Genomic DNA, 23,867 nt, shown 5'->3' with positions numbered 1-23,867 from the left:
GTCCCCCTCATTCCAGCCGTACGACCGCCTCGTGGGTGGCCCCCAGGGTCCCCGGGGTGACGCGGAGCCGGAGCGCGGCGCCGGTGCCGAGGACCTGGACCGCCGGGTCGTGGGAGAGGACGGCGGAGACGGGCCGGTGCCACGTCAGGTCGATCGTCGCGCCGTCCCGGAGCGGGCCGGAGACGCAGACCGTGGCCGTGGTGCCGGACTCGCGGATCAGGACCGACGCGGGGGCGCCGGTCGTGATCTCGCCGACCGTGCCGGCGAACCAGAGGTTGACGCCGGTGAAGCCGAGGGAGGGGACGCGTACGCCCTGCTGGTCGTCGGTGTTGGCGAGGACGGTGAGCCAGCCCCGGTCGGCCGCGCGGGCCGCCGTCCGCTCCCGGCTCGCGCCCGGCATGAGGACGTACGCGTACGTGGCCCGAGTCGGGTCGGTGCCGTGGTCGAACCAGAGCGTCAGGTACCGGCGCGTGACCGGGTCGGTGACGGCGCCCTGGTTGATCTCCGACCACCTGCCCGTGCGCGCCTGGCGCAGGGCCTTCAGGGAGGAGGGCGCGCCGCCCGGGAAGACGTAGCCGGCGTGCCCCGCGAGGTGTGCCCAGCGGGCTCCGGTGAGCGTGGCGTTCCAGCCGAGCGCCGTGGGCTGCGCGGTGCCGTCGACGGTGAGGGCGTGGACGCCGTGCTCGCCGAGGTTGCGGTTCTCCACGATCGACTCGACGCCGGTGCCGTCCCGGCCGTGGATCCCGGCGCCCAGGCAGACGATCGCGTCGTCCAGGAAGAACCAGGACTTCTTGGCGAGGAGCGTGGAGGACAGCCCCTTCAGGTACTGTCCGACCGCCGCGTACGTGCCGTCCGTCGTCCCGCCGACCCACCGGACGTCGGGCCGCGCGGCGCCCCAGGTGCCGCCCGCGCCGTCGGCGAGCGGCTTGCGCGAGGCGGTGGTGCCGGGCAGCCGGTAGGGGTCGACGGTGGGCCAGAAGTCGTCGCTGTACTGCCCGTTGGCGAAGGTGTCGCCCCACCAGTAGAGCATCCCCGAACCGCTGTGCCAGGCGCGCAGGTTCTCGCCGTTGCCGTTCTCGTAGTACGTGATGCGCTTCGAGGCCATGGAGAGCGAGGCCGCCCAGCCCGGCCGCCGGTGCACGGCCCGGTCCATGCCGGGGAAGAGCCGGTGTCCGGTCGGCTCGGGGCTCGGCGCGGCCGGGCCGTCGGCGATCCCCTTGAGGCGGGCGAGTGCGGCGACGCCGAGGGCGGGGCTCGTCAGGAGCGGGCGGTAGTGGTCCCGGGCGATCCAGCCCTTGACCATGCCGTCCCAGCGGGTCCTCTCGGCCGCCGAGGCGCTCCGCGCGAGCAGGGCGACGCAGGCGATGATCCCGTGGCCGCGCAGGTGGTCGTCCTGCCGGACGGCCCGGGTGTCGGTCTTCTGCACGCCCCGGCTGACCGCCCGGCCGGAGACGGCGTCCATGGCGAGGCCGTTGAAGAGGAAGGGCGCGTACGCCTTCTCGACCGAGTCGAGCACGACCTGCCGGCCGCCGTCGGTGACCTCCCAGGCGGAGCCCTCGAGCAGGGCGAAGAGGTGGGAGAGGCCGCCGAGCATGACGGCTCCGTACGAACCGGCGTAGGGGACGTAGGTGTGCTGGACGAAGCTGCCGTCGGCGTAGAGGCCGTCGCCGGAGGTGACGTACGGGAAGACGGGCGAGAGCGCGTCGCGGGCCAGGGCGAGTTTCGCCGGGGACCTCCCGAGGACGCCGCGCAGGGCGAGCACCCGGCAGAGGTCGACGCGGTTGGCGCCGGTGGAGGTGCCGGTGTAGCTCGCGACCGCGCTGTCGGGGACGAAGTGGTCGACGGCGGCGCAGTGTTCGGCGACGCGGGCGGCGCCGAGGTGGTCGTACAGGAGGACGTCGATGTCGAGCAGCGCCTGCGGGGCGCCGATCTGCCAGCTGTACCAGTTGCCGTACCGGGCCCGGCCCGCGTGGTACGCCTGGTCGTGCAGGTGGTCGAGGCCGGCGAGTATCTCGTCGCGCAGCCCGGTGTCGCCGGTGAGGCCGGTGCCGGGCTGGGCGTACGCCTCGGCGAGGGTGCGCAGCCGCGTGTAGCTGTTCTGGATGTTTCCGGAGTACGTGTACGACTCGGCGTCCGTGTCCGGCTCGGGGTCCGCGTAGGGGAGGTCCGGCCAGAGGGAGCCGTCCGCCGGCGCCATGGCGGCGCGCAGGTCGCGGGCGGTGGCGCCGAGCGCGGCCAGCTTGGCGGCGAAGGGCTCGGCGCCCGGGTCGAATCCGGTACCGAGGAGCAGTCCGCGCCAGGTCAGACGGAGGGCGTCGTAGGCGTCGGCGGCGTGCGCGGGGGACGGCGCGGCGAGAGGGAGGGCGAGGGCGGCGGCCCCGAGAGCGGTGGTGCCGAGGGCCGCGCGCAGCAGGCCTCGACGGGAGAGGAGGGAGGCGGGGACGGCGGGCGACGGGGGGACGGGAGGCACAGAGGGTACGGAGGGCGTGGAGGACATGGCGGGGCAGACCTCTCGGGGGCGCAGGGGGAGGTGAGGGGGAACGCCCGGGCGGGCGCCCGGCGACGGCCCTGTGGCGGACAGCATGCCCGGGATAGAAAGCGATTACTACCCTGTGGGAGGGGGGAGTTCCGTTCCACCGGGAGCGGGCCTGCGCGGCCGGTGGGGCTGCCGCTGCTCCCGACGGGATCCTTGAGGCACGATCTTGACGACCGGTCCGGTGAGGGTCCGGCCGGCCTGGTCCTCGAACCGGGCGAGCGGACCCTCCCGCAGGGCCTTCAAGGAGAGCGCGACCTGTCCGGAGCGCGTCTCGGCGACGATCACCTCGGCGGTCACCCGCCGGCCGGGCTCGATCACCTCGGAGGGATGGCCGAACCGGTCCCACGTCAGGTCCGGCACCCGGATGAAGCCGGTGCGGAGGCCGTCCGGTTCGCCGTCGAGATGGACGAAGACCCCGAAGTCGTGCACCCCGGCGACCGTCCCGGTGACGACGTCGCCCGGTGCGAGCGCGCGGAGGAAGGACCGCAGGGCCGGGTTCTCGCACGCCCTGGCGGAGAGGAAGAGCTGATCCTCGCCCCAACGCCCGATCTCTTCGGCCTCGATCTCCTGGCCGACCGCGAACAGCTCGGCCGGACGCTCCGTCGGGCGCATCGACGCCTCGTGTCCGGGGATCCGGGCGGTCTCGCCCTCCTCCCCTTCGGCGTCCAGGACCCGGACCAGGACGTCCTCCCCGTCGAAGCCGGTGATCCTGACCCTCCTCACGGCTCCCGGCAGCAGCCCGTCGATCAAGGCCTGCATGCGGGGGTCACGGGTCGGCTCGGACATGAAGGGGAGCCTAGTGCTCCCGCATGTGGTTTCGTGATCTACCGCCGGCTGCGCGGACGAGCGGTCGTCGGCAGTCGCTGCTTCGGGTCGTGGCACGGCAGCACGCGTGGTTGCGGCGGCCCCGAGAATGACGATGGCCGGCGGTTCCGATGCGCGTTCGGGACGAGTTGCAGTGAATGGCTCATTCCGATGGTTCAGTGCGCTGGGAGGAATGTAGCGTCGCGATCATGGAATCGCCGATCGGAACCATCACCGACCAGGCGCCGGCGGACCCGGCCGCGACCGACGACATGCTGGCCACACAGCCGGTCGGCTACTGGTGCGGGCTGACCCAGGCGGCCGTCACCCGGCATCTGCGGGACGCCATGGCCAGGGTCGACGTCACGCAGCCGCAGTACTGGGTGCTCAACCGCGTGAACGGCGGTCCCGCGGCGCCGAGCCGCGAGGAGGTCGTCGCACAGCTGACGCACCTTGCCGACGGGCCACACGAGATCGGCAGGGTCGTCGACCAGTTGCTCCATCGCGAATGGCTCCGGATCGACGACGAGCAGCGCCTGCACCTCACGGACGCCGGCGAGGCCGCCCGAGTACGGCTCCGTGAGCTGGCGACCGAGGTACGCGCCGTGGTCCACCAGGGCATCAGCGACGAGGAGTACGTGGCCGCGCTCAAGGTGCTGCGCAGGATGGTGGCCAATGTCGAGGGCGACGGGGCTCCGGGCAACCGGTCCTGATTTCGCGATCTCGTGACGGATCCGGCTGGGAACCGGGGCGGCCACCGCGTGATCATCGGTTGGTGTGCGGACAGACGAAGATCGCGCGGTGGCTGCGGTCCACAACGTAGACCCTGCCCGCTGGCAGTCGACCGAACAGGCTGGTCACGACCGGCCCGCAGCGGCTGCTGCGCTGTGCCCGCTGGGAGGCCGACGCCGTCCGCGACGACATCCGTGTCTACGCCATCGAACGCCTCGGTGACGACGACGGCGTGCTGATCGTGGACGAGAGCGGGTGACCGGCGGCGGAGCCTACGGGCAGGACCCGCAGCTTCGGGCCGGTCTGGAGGCGCACGGGACCGGCTATGCGTTGACCGTCGCCTGCTCGACGCGGGTGTGGGTCGACCAGGGCCGCACCCTCGTCCTCGCGGACACCGTCGCCGAATGCCTGCCGCCACCGTCCGGCAGCGGCAGAGTGCAGGCCCTGGTGCGAAGGGCCCGCGCCACTACGACTGGGCCCGGATCCACATCGGCGCCGGCACATGACGCTCGCCGTGCTTTGCCTGGTCTTCTTTGCCGCCGTCGCCGCGGACGCGGCACCGAAGCGGTCCAACGATCCGCCGACGAACCTGCTGGATAGATCACGAAACCGCACTGGAGCACTAGGTGATCGATTCCGAGGGATGTCTGGAGGGGGTGCGGGGCGGGCGGTGGCCGGAGCCGTCGCGAGGCGGTCGGGTGCCGGGCCGCCGACCCTGGTGGTCGAGGCGGCAGCGGGCGGTCAGGCGTCGGGGTCGACTTCGGGGTGCGTGAACCGCACGGGCTTGCCCAGCGACCGGGCGTAGGCGATTTCGGCCCGGGTGCTGTCTCCGATGTAGTCGCCGACCACGAGCACCTCGTCGGCGAGCCGGATCTTCGCCCGGTGCAGATCGTCGAGTCGAACCTTCAGCGCCTGGGCCTCGACGGGGTCGGACCAGAGTGCGTGCGACGACTTCATGTCACAGCCCGGCTTGACGACGATCCTTCCGGCTCCGGTCTCCCGCAGATCGGCCTCGGCCATCTCGGCCATGAAGCGGGTGGAACCACAGATCACGACGATACGCGGGAGGCCGAGCCGCTTCTTCGCGTCGGCGAGCTTCGCCTCGGGGGTGAGCGGTTGCGGGTGTGACACTGGTTCCTCCTGGCGGTGTGGCCCAAGGGGGTGCCTGCGGTAACGAGACCGAGGGCATCCAGGATCGTTTTGCGACGAACGATGTGGCCCCCTCGCGACAGCACTCTATGCGGCAACCGGCGACGTCCTGGAGGAGCATCCCGAGCCGGCGCCGTGGCACCCGCGCGGATGATGTCGGTTCCCCGCACCGACAGAACCGGATGTCCCGGAGCGTCGCGACCCGCAGGCAGGAAGCGGTGCGCGTGGAGTGGTCGGGCGCGTTCGTCGGGTACGGCGTTATCCTCAACCACCCTTTCCGGAGGTCATGATGCGCTCTCTGCCCCTTGCCCGGAGCACCCGTCGCCCGGGAGATGCCCGGTGAGCGGCGGCGGGCGGCACATGGTGCCGGTGGACGTGCACCTGATCGCCGTGCGCGACGGGGAGGAGGGGCGGGAGGTCCTGCTGTCGAGGCGGGCCGGTGACGTCTACGCGGCGGGGCACTGGCACTTCCCCTCCGGTCACGTCGACGGGCCCGGTGAGGACGTCGTCACCGCGCTCGTCCGCGAGGCGCGGGAGGAGACGGGCCTGGTCGTGGACCCGGACGACGTGCGCGCCGCGGTCGTCGTGCACCACCGTGCGCCGGGCGGGAGCGCACGGGTCGGGTTCTTCTTCGAGGTCCGCCGCTGGACCGGTATGCCGAGGATCATGGAACCTCAACTGTGCGACGGCATGGGGTGGTTCCCGTTCGCCGCCCTGCCGGAGCCGATGGTCGGCTACTGCCGTGCCGGACTGGACGCGTACCGGGCGGACGCGGGGGTCGCGCTGCACTTCCAGGAGCCGGGCGATCCGATCGGCCACGACCCGGGAGCCGACCGGCTCCGCCTCGTCCCCGCGCCGGGTTCCGCCGGTACGGCCTCCGAGGGGGCGCCCCGGGTGTGAGGCGGGGCCTCCAGAGCCCCCAGGACGCCCCGGGGCGTCCTCAGGCGGCCTCGGCCGTCCCCGGGCAGCCGCCGGGCGGCGGGAAGGTGATCACTCCGCCCGCGCCCGCCGGCACCAAGCCCGGAAGGAGTGTCGTGCACGGGCCCCGGCCCCTACCCGGGCCAGGGTGAACAACCCGATGCCGGTCCGCGTCCACGACCGCCGGCCGGCTCGGCGCCCCTCGCCGTCCGCAGCCGTACGGCGCCCCGCCCTCCTCTCCCGTCGCACCCGACGCGCCGGGCCCCCGGACGCCCGCTGACGCCACCCCGAGGCAGCGACGGGACCGGGGGCCGCCACCGCGCCCCCGTGCGACCACATGCGTGAAACTCCGCCCATGATGCTCAATCATGCTCACAACCAGCTCCAAACGAACACCTATTGACACACACCTGATGGCCCCGCCAGAGTCGTGACGCGTCCGACGCCGTATGCACTGAGGAGCGATGAACCCATGTCAAAACTCCCCGCAGTCTCGCGCCGCCTGCTCCTGGGAGGGGCCCTGGCCACCACCGGGGCCCTGGCGGCCGGGGTGGGATCCGCCCCCGACGCGGCCGCGGCGGTGGCGGCGGCGCCCGCGCCGCGCCGGAGGCCGGGCCAGAAGTCCATGGTCGACGTGCCCTACGCCGTCCACCGGACGGTGCGCGTCGGTGTGATCGGCCTGGGCAACCGCGGCGCCGGCATGACCACGGGCTGGTCCGTCGTCCCCGGCTGTACGGTCACCGCCGTCTGCGACGTGCGCGCCGACCGGGCCAAGCGGGTCGCCGACGGCCTGGCCGCCGCCGGAAAGCCCCGCCCCGCCGAGTACGGCGGCTCGGCCGAGTCGTACACGCAGATGCTGCGGCGCGACGACATCGACCTCGTCTACATCGCCACGCCCTGGGAGTTCCACTACGCCCAGGGCAAGGCCGCGCTCCTCGCCGGCAAGCACGTCGTCGTCGAGCTGCCCATCGCCACGGAGCTCGACGAGCTGTGGGACCTCGTCGACACCTCCGAGCGCACCCGCAGGCACCTCATGCTCTCGGAGAACTGCAGCTACGGCCGCAACGAGCTGGCCATGCTGAAGATGGCGCACGAAGGCCTGTTCGGCGACATCACGAACGGGCACGGCGGCTATCTGCACGACCTGCGCGAGCTGCTGTTCTCCGACACGTACTACACCGACGCGTGGCGGCGGCGGTGGCACACCCGCAGCACCGCCTCCTTCTACGCCATGCACGGCCTCGCGCCGATCGCCGCGGCCATGGACGTCAACCGGGGCGACCGCATGACCACGCTGCGCGCCACGGCGACCGAGCCGAAGGGCCTGGCCGACTACCGGGAGCGGTTCGTGCCCAGGAACCACCCCTCGTGGAAGGAGACGTACGTCAACGGCGACCTGGTCACCTGTCTGATCGAGACGGCCAAGGGCCGGGTCATCCGCGCCGAGCACGACGTCAGCTCCCCGCGGCCGTACAGCCGGATCAACTCCCTCGCGGGCAGCCGGGGGATCTTCGAGGACTACGCGGGCGTGCTGTCGTCCGGGGGCGGCCGCGTCTACGTCGAGCCGGACCACAGCGGGCACTCCTGGCGGGACTTCGGCTCCTACCGCAAGGAGTTCGACCACTGGCTGTGGAAGAAGATCGGCGACGACGCGGCGAACAACGGCGGTCACGGCGGCATGGACTACGTCCTGCAGTGGCGGACGGTTCAGCTCATGCGGGCGGGCCTGGTGCCCGACATCGACGTCTACGACTCGGCGGCCTGGTGCGCGCCCGTTCCCCTGAGTGTCATGTCCCTGGCGGCGAAGGGGCGTCCCGTGCAGATCCCGGACTTCACCCGGGGCGCCTGGGTCAACCTCCGCACGGGCCTCGACTCGCGCGCCACCGAGATGCCTCCGGTCGTCTGAGACCGCCTCCGTCACCACCTCCGCCTCTGCCTCCGCCCCTGCCGTGAAGGAGCAGCACGTGAGACCAGCAGGATTGATCCGATCGCTCGGGGCCGTCGTCGCGGCGGGCGCACTCGCGCTCCTCCCGGCCACGGCTTCGGCCGCGACCCCGTCAACGGCCACGGCCACGGCCACGGCGGTGTCGATCTCCCCCGTCGACCTGGACGGCCCGACCATCTCCACGGTGAAGGTGACCGTCACCAACGCGGGCCCGGAACGGATGCGTTCGCTGAAGGTGTCCTTCGGGGGGCCGGTCGGCTGGGCCGTCCAGCCCTCGGTCCTCCAGATGGACGGCTCCCTGGCCAAGGGCGCCTCCGCCGAGGCCACCTTCCGGATCCAGGTGCCGGAGCGGCGCCCCGGCTTCACCGTCCGTACGTTCACCGCGACCGCGACCTACCGGGGCGGCGACGGGGCCGGGTCCGCCACCGGCACCAGGACGCAGCACAGCGGCACCCCCCTGGCGAACCTGGCCGCCGCGTACAACAACGTGGGGGTGACCGACGAGAGCGACACGAAGCCCGGGAACTACGACGGCGAGGGCAACAGCTTCTCCGCGCAGAAGCTCGCCGCCGCCGGCCTTCGCCCCGGCGGGACCGTCAACGCCCTGGGCGCCGAACTGCGCTGGCCGGACGTGCCGAGCGGGACCCCGGACAACGTCTCCGCCGCCGGCCAGGCCGTCGCCCTGGACGGCAGGGGCAGCAGGCTCGTCTTCCTCGGCTCTGGCGTCACGAGCGGGGCCTCGGGCACCGCGACCGTGTACTACGCGGACGGAACGAGCGGCAGCGGCTCGTTCGGGTTCCCGAACTGGTCGTTCGATCCGGCGAACGCCCACGGGGCGACCCTGGTGGCGTCGAGCGACGGGCGCAACCGGCCCGACGGGTACGGCAACGCCGGCATCGCGTACCGCGTGTTCGCCCACTCGATCCCCCTCGATCCCGCGAAGCAGGTGGCGTTCGTGGTGCTGCCGGGCAACGGCAACATCCACCTCTTCGACCTGGCCGTCGCCCCCTGATCACGGGCCCGCTGCCGCCTCGGACGCGCTCGGCGTCCGGGGCGGGAGCGGTGACGGTGGTGGGGGAGGGACAGCGGTTCATTAGGGTGAGGCGCATGCCTGCCCCACTGAGTTCAACGAAGACCGCCTCCGCGCTGCGCACGGCGGCACGCGTCTCCGCCGAGTCGCTGCTGGTCCTGCTGATGGCAGCGGTGGCCCTGTGGATCCTGGGCCGCATGTGGTCGGTCGTCTGGCCGCTCATAGTGGCCCTGTTCCTGACCACCATGACCTGGCCCCTCGCCCGCTTCCTGCGGAGGCACGGATGGGCCCCCGCCCTGGCCTCGGCCGTGGTCACCGTCCTCTTCCTCGTGGTCGTCGCGGGCATCGTCGCCCTGATCGCGGTACCGGTCGCCTCCCAGTCCGGGGAGTTGGCCGACGGGGTGGTCGAGGGCATCCAGAAACTGCGCGAATGGGCCGCCGGGCCGCCGCTGAACATCGGGGACGACCAGATCTCCAAGGGCTTCGACGCCGCGGTCGCGCGGATCCAGGACAGCGTCGGCAGCATGGTGACCACCGTCGTCACGGGGGTGAGCACCGTGTTCAACGGTCTCGTCACGGCCGTCCTGGCGCTCTTCCTGATGTTCTTCTTCCTCAAGGACGGTCCGCGCTTCCTGCCGTGGCTCACCCGTCAACTCCCCGGCCGCCTGGCCACCGACGTCCCCGTCGTGATGGAGCGCGGCTGGGACACCCTGGGCGCGTTCGTGCGCTCGCAGGCGTTCGTCGGCCTGCTCGACGCCGTGTTCATCGGCCTGGGCCTGTGGTTCCTCGACGTGCCGCTGGTGCTGCCCCTGGCCGTGCTGACCTTCGTCTCCGCGTTCGTGCCGATCGTGGGCGCCCTGTTCGCGGGGCTGGTCGCGGTCCTCATCGCCCTGGTGTCGAACGGCCTGACGGACGCGCTGCTCGTGCTCGCGATCATCGTCGTGGTGCAGCAACTGGAGGGCAACGTGTTCCAGCCCATGATCCAGAGCCGCGGCCTCGGTCTGCACGCGGCGGTCGTCCTCCTCGCGGTGACCCTGGGCGGCAGCCTGGCCGGCATCGTCGGCAGCCTCCTCGCGGTGCCCGCGGCCGCGCTGATCGCGGTGGTCTGGAACTACCTCCGCGAACAGCTCGCCGGTCCCCCGCGCGAGCCCGACGCCGAGGAGCCGGGCGCGGAGGGGCCGAGTTCCGATGGGCCGGACACCGGCGAGCCGCGTACCGCCGCCGTCGTACCGTCGTAGGCCCGTCTCGCTTCCGGGCGTTCGGGCCGCGCGGGAAACCGCGGACGGAGCGGGGCGGGCGGGGCCGGCCGGATTCGAACCGGCGTCCTCGCGATTTTGGAGACCGCGCGCGTCGACCTCTGCGCTACGGCCCCGCCCGGCGGCGATCCTACGGGTTCAACGGCTCGCGCGGTCAAGGACGGCGGATCGAGGACGGCGGACGCGGCCCCGCACCCGCACCCGCACCCGCACCCGCACCCGCACCCGCACCCGCACCCGGCCGAAAGGCGTCGGCGCTGTCCCGAAACGGTTCCCTCGGCACCCGTTTGTCACCCGTAAGTTGAGGTGATGGGCCGATCACCGGACCGCCCGCCGGGTCCGGCACCACAATGCGCGCATGGACGAACACTGGAAGCGACGTCTGGACGAGGTGCGTGCGGGGCTGGTGCGGGAGGGCGATCCCGTCGCCTGGGTGACCGAGACCGACGCCGCCGAGGCCGTCGTACGGTATCCGCGGCTCGCCGTGCGCGGTTCGCTGTTCGGGGTGGTGGCGCGGGACGCCGAGGAGGGCTCCCCGTGGCGGGTGGTGCTGCCGGTGCAGTCCGGGATGCCGCAGGAGGCCCGGGACAGCCTGCACTCGAAGTTCTTCTTCTGGGCCAAGGACGACACCGACGACCGGAAGGTGCGGCGCGAACTCCTCGCGGCCGTGCACGTCCTAGAACGGAAACCGGTCGACGAGCTCGTCGTGCTGGGGACGACGTACCGGATCGTGCGCGGCGACGAGGTCGCGCGCATGGGCGACGACGGCCTGGAGCCGCCGCGCCCCACCGATCCGGAGCCGGTCTTCCGGGTCTGGGAGCGGCAGACCGGTGACCGCGGCTGCCTCGACACCGGCGCCGTGCTCGATCCGGAGAAGGTGCGCGGGCTGATGGCCGAGGCCCTGCGGATCGGGCTGCGGGAGTTCCACTACGTCGGGAAGCGCTACCCCGCCGCCGTCCGGGCCGACTCCCGGAAGGCGGTCACCACCCATCCGGACATCGCCATGCTGCCCGTCGGCTTCGGCGTCGTGGAGCGCTCCGGCGACGTCTGGCAGCCGCAGGGCTCCCTGTCGCCGACCCCGCACGAGGCGCGGCGGGGCCTGTACACCTGCCTCACCGACCTGTGGGGCCGGCTGTACGAGTGGGACGACGCGCAGCGGGAGCGATACCGGCGGGCCGGTGAGCTGTTCCGGGCCTCCCAACGCGCCGACGAGGTGCGGGTGGACGGCCGGGAGTTCCGGATCTGCCGCGTCGAGCGAATGGTCCGGTTCGGGCCCGACGGCCCCGAGGGGCCGCGCCCCTCGGACATCGACGAGTACGGGCCGACGAAGATGCACCCGCGCATGGACGAGGACGGCACCGTGTACCACGGGGAGGACGCGGAGGAGTAGACCGGAAGGGGTCCGCGGCCGCCCCTCGCCCCGTTCCCATATCCGATCCGCACCCGTGCTCGTATTCGTGTTCGCACCCGGACGGAGAGCCGTTCCGTCCGGGTGCGGATACGGCCATTCGGAGGGAGGCCCTCCGCCCCCGGCGGTCCTCCCCCTCGAAAAGCCCGTGGGGCCTGTTCCGGAGCCGGGTCCGGAGGGGTCGGCGCCCGCCGGTGTCGCGGAACCATCGTCCGGCCGTCACGGTGCGGTCACACGGCCGTCGTCGTCCCCTCGCACGTGCCGACCCCGGAACGGCTTGAAACCATACGGCTCGACTCCCCTCCCCCGCACCGGCGTTGATCACGCCTTTCCCACCTCACATACTGCGCTGGCCGACGGCGGACGCCCCGCGTCCCCCGGCCGGAAACGACCGACCCCACCCCATCCCTAGCTCCTGGGGGAGACTTGCGCGCACATGTGAAGAGAGCAGGCGCCTTCACCGTCGCAGCGGCCACGTCGGTGGCCCTGACCACAGGCATGACCACGGGCACGGCCGGCCCCGCGACGGCGGCCGCCGCACCCGAGATCACCCGCGTCGGCGGTGACGAGCGGATCCCGCTCGTCACGGGCGACCGCGTGGTGGTGGACGCCGAGGGCCGGATGGTGGGCTTCGAGCCCGCCGAGGGCCGCGAGCGCGTCCCCGTGCAGATACGGCGCACCGGGGACCGCACCCTGGTGATACCCGCCGACGCGCAGCGGCTGATCGCCACGGGCCGGCTGGACCAGCGGCTCTTCGACCTCGGCGTGCTCACCGACCCGCGGCTGCGCGAGAGCCATCGCGACGGACTCAAGCTGATCGTGCAGTACGAAGGCGCGCGGCACGAAGGCACGCGATACGAAGGCGCGCGGCACGAAGAGGACGCCCGCGCCGCGCGGGCCGAGGTGCGTGCGGCCGGCGGCACCGAGCTCCGGCGCACGTTCCCGACCCTCGGCGCCGACGCCGTCCGCGCCTCCCGGGACGACCTGGCCGAGGTGTGGGAGGCGCTGACCGACCGGCGGAAGGACGGCGTGCGCGCCACCGCCTCCGGCATCGAAAGGGTGTGGCTGGACGGCGTGCGCGCCGCGAGCCTGGACCACGGCGTCCGGCAGATCGGCGCCGACCGGGCGTGGGAAGCCGGTTACGACGGCACGGGCGTCCGGATCGCCGTCCTCGACACCGGTGTCGACAAGACCCACGACGACCTGCGGACGCGGGTCGTGGGCGAGAGGAACTTCTCCTCCTCCCCCGACGCCGTGGACCGCGTCGGGCACGGCACGCACGTCGCGTCGATCGCCGCCGGCACCGGCGCCAAGTCCGGCGGCCGGTACAAGGGCGTCGCCCCCGGCGCCGAGCTGATCAGCGGGAAGGTCCTCGACGACGAGGGCCACGGGGACGACTCCGCCGTCATCGCGGGCATGGAGTGGGCCGCCGCCGAGGGCGCGGACGTGGTCAACCTCAGCCTCGGCGGCCCCGACAGCCCCGGCGTCGACCCGCTGGAGGAGACGATCGACCGGCTGTCCGCCGAGAAGGGGATCCTGTTCGCCGTCGCGGCGGGCAACGAGGGCGAGAGCGGGGGTTCGACGGTGGGCTCGCCGGGCAGCGCGGACGCCGCCCTGACCGTCGGCGCGGTCGACAAGGACGATCGCCCGGCGCCCTTCTCCAGCACCGGGCCGCGCGTCGGCGACGGGGCGGTCAAGCCGGACGTGACCGCGCCCGGCGTCGCCGTCACCGCGGCCGCCGCCCCGGGCAGCGCCCTGGACACCCGTCCCGGCACCCCGCACCCCGCCCCGGGGTACCTGCGGCTCGACGGCACTTCCATGGCGACCCCGTACGTCGCGGGCGCGGCCGCGCTCCTGAAGCAGCGGCACCCCGACTGGAAGCACGCCGAGCTGAAGGGCGCGCTGACCTCGTCCGCCGAGGGCGGCGCCCACACCGCCTTCCAGCAGGGCTCGGGCCGCATCCGGGCCGACAGGGCGCTGGACCAGAACGTGATCGCCGAGCCGGTCTCGCTGAACTTCGGCACGGCCCGGTGGCCGCACGGCGACGACCTGCCCGTCACCCGGAAGGTCGTCTACCGCAACCTCGGGGCGGAGGACGTCACCCTCGACCTGTCGGTGTCCGGCCTGGACCCGGCGGGCGGGCCGGCCCCGGCCGGGTTCTTCGCGCTCGGCGCCCCGAGGGTGACCGTGCCCGCCGGCGGCACGGCCGGGGTGGACCTCGTCGCCGACACCGGGATCGGTGACGCCGACGGCGTCTACTCGGGCTACGTCACCGCCACCGGCGCGGGCCGGTCCGTCCGTACGGCCGCGGTGGCCGTACGGGAGGCGGAGTCGTACGACCTCACGTTCCGGACCGTCGGCCGCGACGGCGCCGACGCCCGGAACTTCGCCAGCACCCTGCTGGGCGTCGCCGGGCCCGCCGCGGGCTTCCAGGCCCTCGTCACCGACGAGCCGGGCGTCCACACGCTCCGCGTGCCCAAGGGCTCGTACACGTTCAACACGGCCGTCTACCAGGATCCTTCGGACTTCACCCGGGGCACCGACTGGATCGCGCGGCCGAGGCTGGACGTCACCCGCGACACCACCGTCGTGGTCGACGCGCGCACCACGAAGCCGGTGTCCCTCACCGTGCCGGGCATCGACCGGGCGGACTACGGCGGGACGTACTACGAGCGCGACACCGGCATCGGGCGCGTCGGCAACGGCTGGGTGCTCCGGGGCTTCACCGGCTTCCGCACCGCCCACGCGGGCCCGGCCGTCACCGACGGTTCCCTCCTGCAGACCTGGGACGCGCACTTCGTGAAGGACGCCACCAGCCAGTACGCGGTGGCCTTCGGCGGCGGGACGAGCAGGCTCGCGACCGGCTACACCCGGCACGTGAAGGCGAACGAGCTGGCCACGCTCACGGTCGGTCTCGGCGCCTCCGCCCCCGGGAAGTCGGCCCTCGCCTCCCCGTACCCCCATCTGCCGGGCGCGCCGCAGGGCAACGCGTTCTCCGCGCCGCAGGCGGCGCCGGGCACGCGCACCTTCCACGTCTCCACCGGTGACGGGGTCACGTGGCTGACCCGGTTCAACCAGCTGGGCGCGCCCGACGAGTGGGGCCATCCGGCCTTCGAGGGCGCCTACGAGATGGTCCGGCCGAAGCGCTACGAGGCCGGCCGGACGTACCGGGAGACGTTCAACACGGGTGTCCTCGGTCCGCTCCTGGGCGAGGGCACGGGCGTCTTCCGCACCGCCCCCGACCCGGTCACGGGCGAGCAGCGGATCGTCGGCGCGCTGCCGCTGCTCGCCGACGGCGAGGGGCACGCGGGGAGTACGGAGTACGCCTCGGCCACGTCGAAGCTGTACCGCGACGGGGTCGAGGTCGGTGCGAACGGCGACCCGTTGAGCGGCTCGGAGCCGTTCGCGGTCGAGGCCGCCGACGCCGAGTACCGGCTGACGGCCTCCGTGGAGCGCCCGGCGGAGGTCGCCGCGGCCTCCACCCGGGTCGACGTCGGCTTCACGTTCCGCTCGAAGCAGGTCGCGGCCACCACCGCCCTGCCGGTGTCCACGGTCCGCTTCGCGCCCCCCGTCGACCTCGCCTCGCGCGCTCCCGCGAACACGCCGGTCACGGTCCCGGTGACCGTGCAGGGCGCGGCGGCCGGGAAGAACCTCAAGTCGCTCGCCGTGTCGGTGAGTTACGACGACGGGAGGACCTGGAAGGCCGTGGAGGTCCGGAACGGACGGATCTCCGTGAAGAGCCCGGCGAAGGGCGGCGGCGTCTCCCTCTCCGCCGAGGTCGTGGACAGGCGGGGCAACGCGTCGACCCTGACGATCCGCAACGCGTGGTACGGCAGGTGACGGCGGCCGCCTGACCGTTCACCCCCTGCCCGGTGCCCCCGCTTCAGGCGGTGGCACCGGGCAGCGGCGCGTCCGGGTCCGCCTCCCCCGCCACCACGACCTGGTACTCGTCCTCGTAGAGGATCCTGCCGGGGTTCGGGGACTCCAGGCGGCGGCACTCGACGCCGTGGGCGGCGAGGAGTTCCAGATAGCCGTCGACGCGCTCGATGAGGTCCCGGGCGGACGTCTTGAACCAGGCGACGGCGCCCGGATGCAGCCGGGGGTCGTACACGGCGGGATCCACGTGGGACGGGTTGGTGTAGTGGGCGTCGTACCAGTCGTTGCCCGCCCTCCAGAACCGGTACTGGTCCTCGGTCAGCCTGCCTTGCGCCGCCAGCTCGTTGGCGAGCACGAAGACACCGGGGAAGTGTCCTCGCGGATGCCTCACCACTCCCTGGAACCGGACGTACGAAGCCCGCTCCACGAGGTCCTCCTCCACGTCGTCCACGGCGGCCCGTCAGAGGGGCGTGACGCAGGAGCCCGGCCTGCCGGGTGCGCCGATCGTGTACTCGGCGCGCAGCAGGTAGTCGCGGGGGCCGCAGGACGCCTCCTCCAGCACCCGGTACTCCGCCAGCGGGGAGCCGCAGCCCACCTTCCGCAACTGCTGCTCGGGCCAGTCGGCTTCGTTGCGCACGCAATCGCCCGCCGACAGCGCGACGGACCCTTCGCCGCCGCCCGAGAACAGGCCCACGACCACCAGGGTCGGGATCGCCAGGGCGACGAGGGCGATCGGGGTGAGGATCAGCATCGCGGGGGCCCGGCGCAGGACCCGCCTGCCGGGATGGAGCGGCGGCCGCACGGCGCCGTACGGCTCGGGCAGGCGGTGCAGGGCGGCCCGGGCGCCGAAGGCGTTCCCCAGGACCACGAAGGGCGTGACGAAGAAGGAGAAGAGGCCCCACCAGCCGGTCAGCAGGGTGTCGGAGGTCATCTGCCGGTAGACGGCGAGTCCGCACGTGCGGCAGAGGACTCCGCGCCGGGTGACCGTACGCATGATGATGACCATGCCCTGGTGGGCGCGGACGGTCACGGCGGTCGCGGGCTGCGCCCCGCAGGCCTCGCAGCCGGGCACCGGCGGGGGCCCGGGGGCGTACCGCTGCGGGTACGGAGGCGGAGGGGCGGACGGGTGCGGATACTGCTGCGGATGTGGTGGCGGGTGCGGTTGCGCGTGCGGATGCGGAAACGTCACGGTGCCGGTTCCCCCTTCGTGGTCGAGACAGCACCCTAAGGTCTGTCCGGCCGATCACGACGGCCCGCCTTCGGAACGGCCCGCCTTCGGAACGGCCCGACGGGCAGGGGGCCGTGGTCGGTGGTCGTCACGGTGGTCCCGGCTCACGCGGGCCCGGGCGGCCCCGGACCCGACGGCGGTGATCGACCGGGCATCCCCTAGGCTGCCGGGGCCACCACGTGAACGAAGGACGATCATGGCCCGCCCCTACGCCCCCGGACCCAAGCAGTTCGTCTTCTCCGTCGGTGACGGCAACGACCAGAAGGTCTCCGTGGGTGACGCCCAAGCGGCCTACGTGGCGTTCTCCGCGTTCTTCCGGGACCGGGACTCCGACGTCTACACCATCGGTGACGAGCCTGCGGGGCAGAGTCTGGTCCTCATGCCCGGTCGGGGCGTGATCGTCCGGGTCGAGGGCGCGGACAGGCCCCGATCGGAATACCTCCGGGTCGACCGGGGCAATCGCCACCTTCCGGGCGCGATGCTGTTCTTCGAGAACGGACATGCCGGCCTCGACCACTTCGGCCAGTGGTTCTCCGACCCCGCCGACCTCGACGCGCCACCGGAGACCCGCGGCGCCGTCCGCGCCGCCGCGTTCACGACGGAAGCGGCCGCGCTCCGAGAAGTCGCCCGGATCTGGGCGGATTCGGGCATCGTGGACCCGAGCGACCGGTACTACGTCTTCTTCGACTCGCACGACGCCGGCGACGACCGGGCCGAACGGGCCGAACTGCTCGCGCTGATCGAGTTCCTCGGGATCGAACGGGTCGACGCCCCGGCCGGGGCCGCCGCCGGCGAGGTCTGGGTGCGTACGGACGCGCGCCTCGCCGCCGCATGCGCGCGGTGGTCGTGAACGGGTGCGGAGCGGGGCCGCGGCATCACCGCGGTGCTCGCCCCGCGCCCAACGTGACCGCATCCGGCGTGACCGCGTCCGGCCGCCGTGGTTCCGGAGAGGCGTCGGGCTCATGAGGGACGTCGTGTTCACCCGCGGCAGCGGATGGATCCCGAACGTGATCAGCGAGGACGGCGAGCTGAGGCTGATGCTCGGCGCCGGGGCCGACGCCAACCACGAGCCCCGCACCTTCACGTTCCCCATCGGGGAGGCCCATCTCGCGGTGATCCGGGAGGACCTGCCCAGACACCTGCTGTTGTGGAGCGCGGTCCTCCCGCTGTGCGAAGCGGCCGGAACCGCGGGTCGGCTCGACGAGGACGCCGCCGTCGCGCTCCTGGACCCGATCCTCCTCTCCCCGCCCGAGGACGTCGACGCGCTCTTCCGCCGCATCCGGTGGGACGGGGACCGGCTCGTCGCCCACGGGGCCGACGTCGATCTGCTCCGGCGCGGACGGGTCTGCGCGGCGATGCGCTCGGCGACCGGGACGCCGGACGAGAAGCGTGCCCAGGAGCATCGCGCGGACCGCCGTCGCGCCGAACGCGGAGTGGTCCTCGGTCCGCTCGACGCCGCGATCCTGCGGTACACGGGCCAGTACGCGCACGGCGCGACGGTTCCCCGGCGGCTGCCCGGCGCGGTCGACGCCGCGCTGCTTCCGGAGGTGATGCGGGTGATCGCCACCGCGGAGCGGGCCTGCGCCGGGATGCGGATCGGCCTCGATCCGCGGCGGGGGAACCGTGCCGTGGACAAGCGCGCCTGGGAACGGGTGGCGACGGCCGTCGACTCGGCCGTCCTCCGCGCACACCCCGGACTCGCCGACGACGCGGTGCGCACGGTGGGCTTCCTGATGTGCTCGGAGACCGCGGACCGCTCCAGGAGCACACCCGTGGACGACGACGCGGAGGCCGCCGACGGCCGCACCGGCCCCGGCGGGGGCGCGCACAAGGCGGCCCTTACGTTCACCGACGACAAGGGCGCCGAGAAGAAGTGGCGGAGGGGCGGCCGTCGCGGCGCCTCCGCGGAGTTCTGGGAGTTCGTCGGCGATCGCTCCGCCGCGGACGACGAGGTGTTCACCGTCGAGGACGAGGAGAGGGGCGAGGGGATCCAGCTCCACTTCTACGCGGACTCCGTCGCCCGCGTCACGACCGTGCGGGAGGGGAAGGGCGGGTCGGATCCGGAGTACCGGGTCGAGTACGCCCTGGTCGACGGGCTCGACGCGTACCGGGCCCTGGTGAGCGCCTTCGTCCGCGGCGGCTGCGCCGCACTCGACCCGTACGGTCCCTGGATGCCGGACGTCGCCGAATTCGAACGCGCACGCCGGGAACGGCGCCACGCCCGCTAGGGCATGTGTCGGAGGGAACGACTCGTCAAGGTCCTTCATGCGTTCAGGCTCTGAACGCATGAAGAACCCTGTAGGGGTCGCAGCCCGGAGCGACGCGGATTTCAGTCGTTGTCGGTGTTAACTCTTGACGACGTGACGGGGTGACGGTTGACTCGCCGCACCGCTCTGAGAGCGCTCCCAAAACGATTCCTACCGGCACCGGGGCGGGCTCCCCGGTCGCGGACCGCGTCCGTGAAGTGATCGGGGGATCCCGCCCGGCCCCGCCCGTACCACCGCACCCCGTACGAAGGAGCCGCAATGCCACGCACCAGACATCACAGCCGCTTCGGGAACCGCGTCCGGGGCAGAACCGCGACGGCGGTGGTCGCCGCCGGCGCCGTGCTCGGCGGGCTGCTCGCCGGGGCGCTGCCGAGCGCGGCCGCCGCCGACGAGCCCGCGCCGGTGGCGATCGACCGGTTCGAGGGGGAGGTCCCCTTCGGCAACCCGCCGGCGGAGGGCATCTTCACCTGGGGCGGCGACGCCGACGACCACCCGACGCTGCGGCTCGCCGAGCGCGCCGACGCGCCCGAGGGCTCCAAGGTCCTGGAGGGCACGTTCGACATCAGCGGCTGGGGCGGGTTCACCCACGACTTCGCCTTCGACCGACCGGCCCACGACTGGACCGCGTTCAAGGGCATCCGCTTCTGGTGGTACGGCCAGAACACCGCGCCCCTGCCGCCCGGTTCGGGCAAGCGGATCAACTTCGAGCTCAAGGACGGCGGCGCCAACGGCGAGGCCTCGGAGCTGTGGACCACGTCCTTCACCGACGACTGGGAGGGCTGGCACCTCGTAGAGATCCCGTTCTCCGAGTTCCAGTACCGGGCCGACTACCAGCCCGTCGGTGGCATCGACCAGGTCCTCGGGCTCAACGAGATGTGGGGCTACGCCCTGACCCTGCCGCCCGGCTCCCCCGGCAAGTTCGCGCTCGACGGCGTGGAGCTGTACGGCAAGGCCGAGCCCGCGCTGAACACCAAGGTGATCACCGACGCCGCCGTGTACCCGGTGGCCGAGGGCGGCAGCGCGCGGGTGAAGGTGACGGTGGCCACCACCGGTTCCGGCCCCATCGGCGAGCCCGTCACCGTCGCGTACACGACCGGGAAGGGGAGCGCCGAGGCCGGCGGGGACTACGCGCCGGTCAGCGGCACCGTGACCTTCCCGGCCGGGACCCCGTCCGGCACTTCCCACACCGTCACCGTGGCGACGAAGAAGGACCGTTCGGCCGAGGAGGCCGAGACGATCCCGCTCACGCTGGAGGTCACCGGCGCAAAGGCGCCCGCCGAGGTGCCGCAGGTCGTCGTGGACGCCCACGGCCTCCCGTACCTGGACAAGCGGCTCCCGGTGAAGAAGCGGGTCGCGGACCTCCTCGGGCGGATGACCCTGGAGGAGAAGGCCGGGCAGATGACGCAGGCCGAGCGCAACGCGCTGCGGTCGCAGGGCGACATCGCCTCGTACCGGCTCGGCTCGCTGCTCTCCGGCGGCGGCTCGGTGCCGACGCCCAACACGCCCGAGGCGTGGGCGAAGATGATCGACGCCTACCAGCTCCGGGCGCGGGCCACCCGCTTCCAGATCCCGCTGATCTACGGCGTGGACGCGGTGCACGGGCACAACAACGTCATCGGCGCGACGATCATGCCGCACAACATAGGCATCGGCGCCGGGCGGGACCCGAAGGTCGCCGAACGGACCGGGGCGGTCACCGCCAAGGAGGTCCGGGCCACCGGCATCCCGTGGGACTTCGCCCCCTGCGTGTGCGTCACCCGGGACGAGCGCTGGGGCCGTTCGTACGAGGCGTTCGGCGAGGACCCGGCCCTCGTGAAGGCGATGGAGACGGTCATCGACGGCATGCAGGGCGCGCGCGACGGATCGGACCTGGACCGCAACGACAAGGTGCTCACCAGCGCCAAGCACTTCGTCGGCGACGGCGGTACGGAGTTCGGGTCGTCCACGACGGGTTCGTACACGATCGACCAGGGCGTCACCAGGGTGACCCGGCAGGAGCTGGAGGCGGTGCACCTGGCGCCGTTCGCCGAGGCGGTGAAGCGCGGGGCGGGCACGGTGATGCCCTCGTACTCCTCGCTCGACATCATCGGGGACGACAAGGGCCCGGTGAAGATGCACGCCAACGCCGAGATGATCAACGGCGTCCTCAAGGACCGCATGGGCTTCGAGGGGTTCGTGATCAGCGACTGGCAGGCGATCGACCAGATCCCCGGCGACTACGCGAGCGACGTGCGGACGTCGGTCAACGCCGGCCTCGACATGATCATGGTGCCGACCAACTACCAGGACTTCACCCGGATCCTGGCGGAGGAGGTGACGGCCGGGCGGGTCTCCCGGGCGCGCGTGGACGACGCGGTCGCGCGGATCCTGACCCAGAAGTTCCGGCTCGGCCTGTTCGAGAAGCCGTACGCCGACACCACCCACCTCGACTCGGTCGGCTCGGCCGCGCACCGGGCCGTGGCGCGGGAGGCGGTGGCCAAGTCGCAGGTGCTGCTGAAGAACGACGGCGGCGTGCTGCCGCTGAAGAAGTCGCAGAAGGTGTACGTGGCCGGTTCCAACGCCGACGACCTGGGCAACCAGGCCGGTGGCTGGACCATCAGCTGGCAGGGTTCGTCCGGCCGGAACACGACCGGGACGACGATCCTCGAAGGCATGCGCAAGGCGGCCCCGGACGCGACGGTCGACTACTCGAAGGACGCCTCGGCCGCGACCGAGGGGTACGACGTCGGGGTCGTGGTGGTCGGCGAGACGCCGTACGCCGAGGGCATCGGCGACGTGGGCAACGGGCACGACCTGGAGCTGACGGCGGCGGACAAGGCCGCGGTGGACAAGGTGTGCGCGGCGATGCCGTGCGCGGTCCTGGTCGTCTCCGGACGGCCGCAGCTGATCGGGGACCGGCTCGGGGCGATCGACGCCCTGGTGGCGTCCTGGTTGCCCGGCACCGAGGGCGACGGCGTGGCGGACGTGCTGTACGGGGCGCGGCCGTTCACCGGCCAGCTCCCGGTCACCTGGCCGAAGTCGGAGGCGCAGCTGCCGATCAACGTCGGCGACGCCTCGTACGACCCGCAGTTCCCGTTCGGCTGGGGGCTGACGACCCGGCCGGTGCCGCAGGCCGGGGGCGAGCTGACGCTGAAGGCGATCGGGGTCGCGGCCAAGGTGCTCCAGGCGGCCGGCCGGGGGACGTCGCCGGAGGGCCGGGAGCTGCTGTCCCGGGCGCGGGACGTGGTCCAGAAGAGGATCGGCCAGGACATCACCCCGGCGACGGCCAAGCCGTTCGCGGAGGCGGACCGGCTGCTGCTCTCGGGTGACCTGACGGGTGCGGTCGCGCGGCTGACGGCGGCGTACCGGGCGGCCTGAGGCCGGTGTGCGAGAGGGGTCCTCCCCGTGTACGGGGAGGACCCCTCTCCCCGTCGGTGGGGGCGCCGGCGGGGACGGTCCGGGAAACCGGGGTAGAAGGGCGGCATGGACAGCTCTTTCTGGATCGTGGTGGCCGTGGTCCTCGCGCTGGTGGTGGCGGGGTACGCGGCCGTTCTGCTCGTGCGCGTCTTCCGGGCCCGCAGGCTGCTGCTGGACGCCGGTGTGCCGCTGCAGTCCAAGGCCCTGTTCTGGGCGGCCGTGGTGTACACGGTGTCGCCGGTCGACCTGATCCCGGACCCGGTCTACCTGGACGACGTCGGCGTCCTCCTGCTGGCCCTGCGGGCGCTGCACTCGGCGGCCGCCAGGAGCGCGGCGGACCGCGAGGAGCTGAAGGGCTGACGCGGTACGAGGCGGCCCCCGCGATCAGGTGCGGGGGCCGCCTCGTCGTGTCCTGCCGTGGGTCAGGCGGGGTTCGGCCCGCCTCCGAAGGGACCGCCCGTCCGGTAGTGCACGGCGATCTCCTCCCGGTACTGCCGGTCGGCGAGGTGCTTGTCGGAGTGGAACTCCGGCGCGTCCTTGATCCGCTCCTTGGTCAGGTCGAGGTGCACCGCCTCCTCCTCCAGGTCGATCCGGGTGACCGCGCTCGCCGGGATCAGGACCTCCTTGCCGAAGATCCACACCCCGGTGTCGACCACCAGGTAGGCGTCGCCGACCTCGGCGGAGTGCTTGTCGACCTTCCCGATGTGCCCGTCGGTCGCCTCGACCCGCCACCCGGTCAGGTCCGTGCCCACCAGGTGCCCGAACGCCTGCCCGTAGTTCCACACGTTCTCCGCCATATCGCTCACTCCTCCGTCTCGGACGTTCCGGCTTCAGGACCACCGCCTGCCCCGCGGACCGGACCTCACACCCGTGCGACCGCCGGGTCACGCGGAAGGGAGGAGCTGCGACCGCACCCACGCGGGCTCGGGGTTGACGTGCGGCCGGCCCGCGACGAAGACGGTCGGCACGGTCTCGTCGCCGTCGTTGACGGCCCTCACCGCGGCCGCGCCGGCGGGGTCGCGCCAGATGTCGACCCAGTGCAGTCGGCGGGCATCGCGGCCCAGTCGGACGCGCAGACGCAGGCAGTACTTGCAGCCCGGCCGCCAGAAGACGATCGGCCAGCCGTCGAGCGCGCTGAGGCGTCGCGCCTCCTCCGCGCCGATCGACCGGGGGAAGACCAGGGGCGAGTGCGCCGCCGCGAGGAGCAGGAACACCAGGAGGATCACCGCGGCCCGGCCGGGGCTCTCCCCGAACACCGCCCAGGCGAGGACGGAGCCGCAGAGCAGGAACAGCAGCGGGAGGGTCCGGGCGCGCGTCATGGT

At 72.9% G+C, this 23,867-nt stretch carries 18 protein-coding genes, 1 tRNA gene and 1 pseudogene; 12 read left to right on the top strand and 8 right to left on the bottom strand.

Translation table 11 applies throughout. From position 1 onward, the window contains the following. Nucleotides 1-7: 7 nt before the first annotated feature. The gene (locus CP977_RS33105) at nucleotides 8-2,497 is read right to left on the bottom strand and encodes a polysaccharide lyase 8 family protein (RefSeq protein WP_152371392.1); all 2,490 of its coding nucleotides are present in this window, start codon (nucleotides 2,495-2,497) and stop codon (nucleotides 8-10) included. A 108-nt stretch (nucleotides 2,498-2,605) separates the two neighbouring features. Continuing rightward, nucleotides 2,606-3,322, bottom strand: coding sequence for a S1 RNA-binding domain-containing protein (locus CP977_RS33100; protein ID WP_208421519.1), 717 nt, complete (start codon nucleotides 3,320-3,322; stop codon nucleotides 2,606-2,608). Between the two features lie 227 nt (nucleotides 3,323-3,549). Between CP977_RS33100 and CP977_RS33095 the strand changes: the two genes are divergently transcribed. Together CP977_RS33095 and CP977_RS35050 are read left to right on the top strand one after the other, a co-directional pair. Further along, entirely contained in the window at nucleotides 3,550-4,053 is a 504-nt protein-coding gene (locus tag CP977_RS33095; protein WP_152371391.1) for a MarR family winged helix-turn-helix transcriptional regulator, read from the top strand. 152 nt (nucleotides 4,054-4,205) lie between these two features. Continuing rightward, nucleotides 4,206-4,328: pseudogene (locus CP977_RS35050) on the top strand (IS701 family transposase); the annotation flags it as partial. Between the two features lie 485 nt (nucleotides 4,329-4,813). Here CP977_RS35050 and CP977_RS33090 read toward each other — a convergent pair. Continuing rightward, nucleotides 4,814-5,203 (bottom strand): hypothetical protein, encoded by a 390-nt coding sequence (locus CP977_RS33090; protein ID WP_152371390.1) that lies wholly within the window; start codon nucleotides 5,201-5,203, stop codon nucleotides 4,814-4,816. A gap of 357 nt (nucleotides 5,204-5,560) precedes the next feature. On the opposite strand from CP977_RS33090, the gene CP977_RS33080 reads away from it, so the two are divergent. The 4 genes from CP977_RS33080 to CP977_RS33065 all read left to right on the top strand — a co-directional run bounded on the left by CP977_RS33080 (nucleotide 5,561) and on the right by CP977_RS33065 (nucleotide 10,352). Continuing rightward, nucleotides 5,561-6,121, top strand: a complete 561-nt coding sequence (locus tag CP977_RS33080; RefSeq protein ID WP_229991448.1) for an NUDIX hydrolase — start codon at nucleotides 5,561-5,563, stop codon at nucleotides 6,119-6,121. Nucleotides 6,122-6,611: 490 nt separating this feature from the next. Further along, nucleotides 6,612-8,045 (top strand): Gfo/Idh/MocA family protein, encoded by a 1,434-nt coding sequence (locus CP977_RS33075; RefSeq protein ID WP_152371389.1) that lies wholly within the window; start codon nucleotides 6,612-6,614, stop codon nucleotides 8,043-8,045. A gap of 58 nt (nucleotides 8,046-8,103) precedes the next feature. Further along, a complete protein-coding gene (locus CP977_RS33070) occupies nucleotides 8,104-9,096 on the top strand; it encodes an NEW3 domain-containing protein (protein WP_079131531.1) in 993 nt (330 codons plus the stop codon). Between the two features lie 95 nt (nucleotides 9,097-9,191). Continuing rightward, nucleotides 9,192-10,352 carry an AI-2E family transporter gene (locus tag CP977_RS33065; protein WP_062760194.1) on the top strand — a complete coding sequence of 387 codons (1,161 nt, stop codon included), beginning with the start codon at nucleotides 9,192-9,194 and terminating at the stop codon, nucleotides 10,350-10,352. A 59-nt stretch (nucleotides 10,353-10,411) separates the two neighbouring features. Here CP977_RS33065 and CP977_RS33060 read toward each other — a convergent pair. Continuing rightward, nucleotides 10,412-10,486 (bottom strand) — tRNA-Trp (locus tag CP977_RS33060). 242 nt (nucleotides 10,487-10,728) lie between these two features. On the opposite strand from CP977_RS33060, the gene CP977_RS33055 reads away from it, so the two are divergent. Together CP977_RS33055 and CP977_RS33050 are read left to right on the top strand one after the other, a co-directional pair. Then, nucleotides 10,729-11,760, top strand: coding sequence for a DUF5954 family protein (locus CP977_RS33055; RefSeq protein ID WP_062760192.1), 1,032 nt, complete (start codon nucleotides 10,729-10,731; stop codon nucleotides 11,758-11,760). Nucleotides 11,761-12,276: 516 nt separating this feature from the next. Further along, on the top strand, nucleotides 12,277-15,618 hold the full coding sequence (locus CP977_RS33050; protein ID WP_208421518.1) for a S8 family peptidase: 3,342 nt from the start codon (nucleotides 12,277-12,279) through the stop codon (nucleotides 15,616-15,618). A gap of 43 nt (nucleotides 15,619-15,661) precedes the next feature. On the opposite strand, the gene CP977_RS33045 is transcribed toward CP977_RS33050, so the two are convergent. Both CP977_RS33045 and CP977_RS33040 read right to left on the bottom strand, forming a co-directional pair. Next, the gene (locus CP977_RS33045) at nucleotides 15,662-16,105 is read right to left on the bottom strand and encodes a hypothetical protein (RefSeq protein WP_229991447.1); all 444 of its coding nucleotides are present in this window, start codon (nucleotides 16,103-16,105) and stop codon (nucleotides 15,662-15,664) included. A 9-nt stretch (nucleotides 16,106-16,114) separates the two neighbouring features. Beyond that, nucleotides 16,115-16,843 carry an LppU/SCO3897 family protein gene (locus CP977_RS33040; protein ID WP_208421517.1) on the bottom strand — a complete coding sequence of 243 codons (729 nt, stop codon included), beginning with the start codon at nucleotides 16,841-16,843 and terminating at the stop codon, nucleotides 16,115-16,117. Between the two features lie 235 nt (nucleotides 16,844-17,078). Here CP977_RS33040 and CP977_RS33035 point away from each other — a divergent pair, with 235 nt between their 5' ends. From CP977_RS33035 to CP977_RS33020, 4 genes are all read left to right on the top strand, one after another. Then, a complete protein-coding gene (locus tag CP977_RS33035; RefSeq protein ID WP_062760186.1) occupies nucleotides 17,079-17,732 on the top strand; it encodes a hypothetical protein in 654 nt (217 codons plus the stop codon). A 112-nt stretch (nucleotides 17,733-17,844) separates the two neighbouring features. Then, nucleotides 17,845-19,110 carry a DUF6357 family protein gene (locus CP977_RS33030; protein WP_152371387.1) on the top strand — a complete coding sequence of 422 codons (1,266 nt, stop codon included), beginning with the start codon at nucleotides 17,845-17,847 and terminating at the stop codon, nucleotides 19,108-19,110. A gap of 297 nt (nucleotides 19,111-19,407) precedes the next feature. Next, the gene (locus tag CP977_RS33025) at nucleotides 19,408-22,506 is read left to right on the top strand and encodes a glycoside hydrolase family 3 N-terminal domain-containing protein (protein ID WP_062760184.1); all 3,099 of its coding nucleotides are present in this window, start codon (nucleotides 19,408-19,410) and stop codon (nucleotides 22,504-22,506) included. Nucleotides 22,507-22,611: 105 nt separating this feature from the next. After that, nucleotides 22,612-22,905: a YkvA family protein gene (locus CP977_RS33020; protein WP_062760183.1), complete on the top strand. Its 294-nt coding sequence runs from the start codon at nucleotides 22,612-22,614 to the stop codon at nucleotides 22,903-22,905. A gap of 62 nt (nucleotides 22,906-22,967) precedes the next feature. Here CP977_RS33020 and CP977_RS33015 read toward each other — a convergent pair whose 3' ends face one another. Further along, nucleotides 22,968-23,342 carry a PRC-barrel domain-containing protein gene (locus tag CP977_RS33015; protein WP_062760182.1) on the bottom strand — a complete coding sequence of 125 codons (375 nt, stop codon included), beginning with the start codon at nucleotides 23,340-23,342 and terminating at the stop codon, nucleotides 22,968-22,970. 87 nt (nucleotides 23,343-23,429) lie between these two features. Continuing rightward, nucleotides 23,430-23,864 carry a glutaredoxin domain-containing protein gene (locus tag CP977_RS33010; RefSeq protein WP_152371386.1) on the bottom strand — a complete coding sequence of 145 codons (435 nt, stop codon included), beginning with the start codon at nucleotides 23,862-23,864 and terminating at the stop codon, nucleotides 23,430-23,432. Between the last annotated feature and the right edge of the window lie 3 nt (nucleotides 23,865-23,867).

The sequence above is a fragment of the Streptomyces cinereoruber genome, from assembly GCF_009299385.1.
In the GTDB taxonomy this organism is placed as follows: Bacteria; Actinomycetota; Actinomycetes; order Streptomycetales; family Streptomycetaceae; genus Streptomyces; species Streptomyces bikiniensis.
The sequence above is the reverse complement of the archived record's forward strand: the minus strand, read 5'-3'. Positions and strand labels throughout refer to the sequence as shown.

Bases quoted from the DNA above. Each gene is read 5' to 3' on its own strand.
- CP977_RS33105 (WP_152371392.1), bottom strand. From the start codon at position 2,497: ATGTCCTCCACGCCCTCCGTACCCTCTGTGCCTCCCGTCCCCCCGTCG.
- CP977_RS33100 (WP_208421519.1), bottom strand. From the start codon at position 3,322: ATGTCCGAGCCGACCCGTGACCCCCGCATGCAGGCCTTGATCGACGGG.
- CP977_RS33095 (WP_152371391.1), top strand. From the start codon at position 3,550: ATGGAATCGCCGATCGGAACCATCACCGACCAGGCGCCGGCGGACCCG.
- CP977_RS33075 (WP_152371389.1), top strand. From the start codon at position 6,612: ATGTCAAAACTCCCCGCAGTCTCGCGCCGCCTGCTCCTGGGAGGGGCC.
- CP977_RS33065 (WP_062760194.1), top strand. From the start codon at position 9,192: ATGCCTGCCCCACTGAGTTCAACGAAGACCGCCTCCGCGCTGCGCACG.
- CP977_RS33055 (WP_062760192.1), top strand. From the start codon at position 10,729: ATGGACGAACACTGGAAGCGACGTCTGGACGAGGTGCGTGCGGGGCTG.
- CP977_RS33050 (WP_208421518.1), top strand. From the start codon at position 12,277: ATGACCACGGGCACGGCCGGCCCCGCGACGGCGGCCGCCGCACCCGAG.
- CP977_RS33035 (WP_062760186.1), top strand. From the start codon at position 17,079: ATGGCCCGCCCCTACGCCCCCGGACCCAAGCAGTTCGTCTTCTCCGTC.
- CP977_RS33030 (WP_152371387.1), top strand. From the start codon at position 17,845: ATGAGGGACGTCGTGTTCACCCGCGGCAGCGGATGGATCCCGAACGTG.
- CP977_RS33025 (WP_062760184.1), top strand. From the start codon at position 19,408: ATGCCACGCACCAGACATCACAGCCGCTTCGGGAACCGCGTCCGGGGC.
- CP977_RS33020 (WP_062760183.1), top strand. From the start codon at position 22,612: ATGGACAGCTCTTTCTGGATCGTGGTGGCCGTGGTCCTCGCGCTGGTG.
- CP977_RS33015 (WP_062760182.1), bottom strand. From the start codon at position 23,342: ATGGCGGAGAACGTGTGGAACTACGGGCAGGCGTTCGGGCACCTGGTG.
- CP977_RS33010 (WP_152371386.1), bottom strand. From the start codon at position 23,864: ATGACGCGCGCCCGGACCCTCCCGCTGCTGTTCCTGCTCTGCGGCTCC.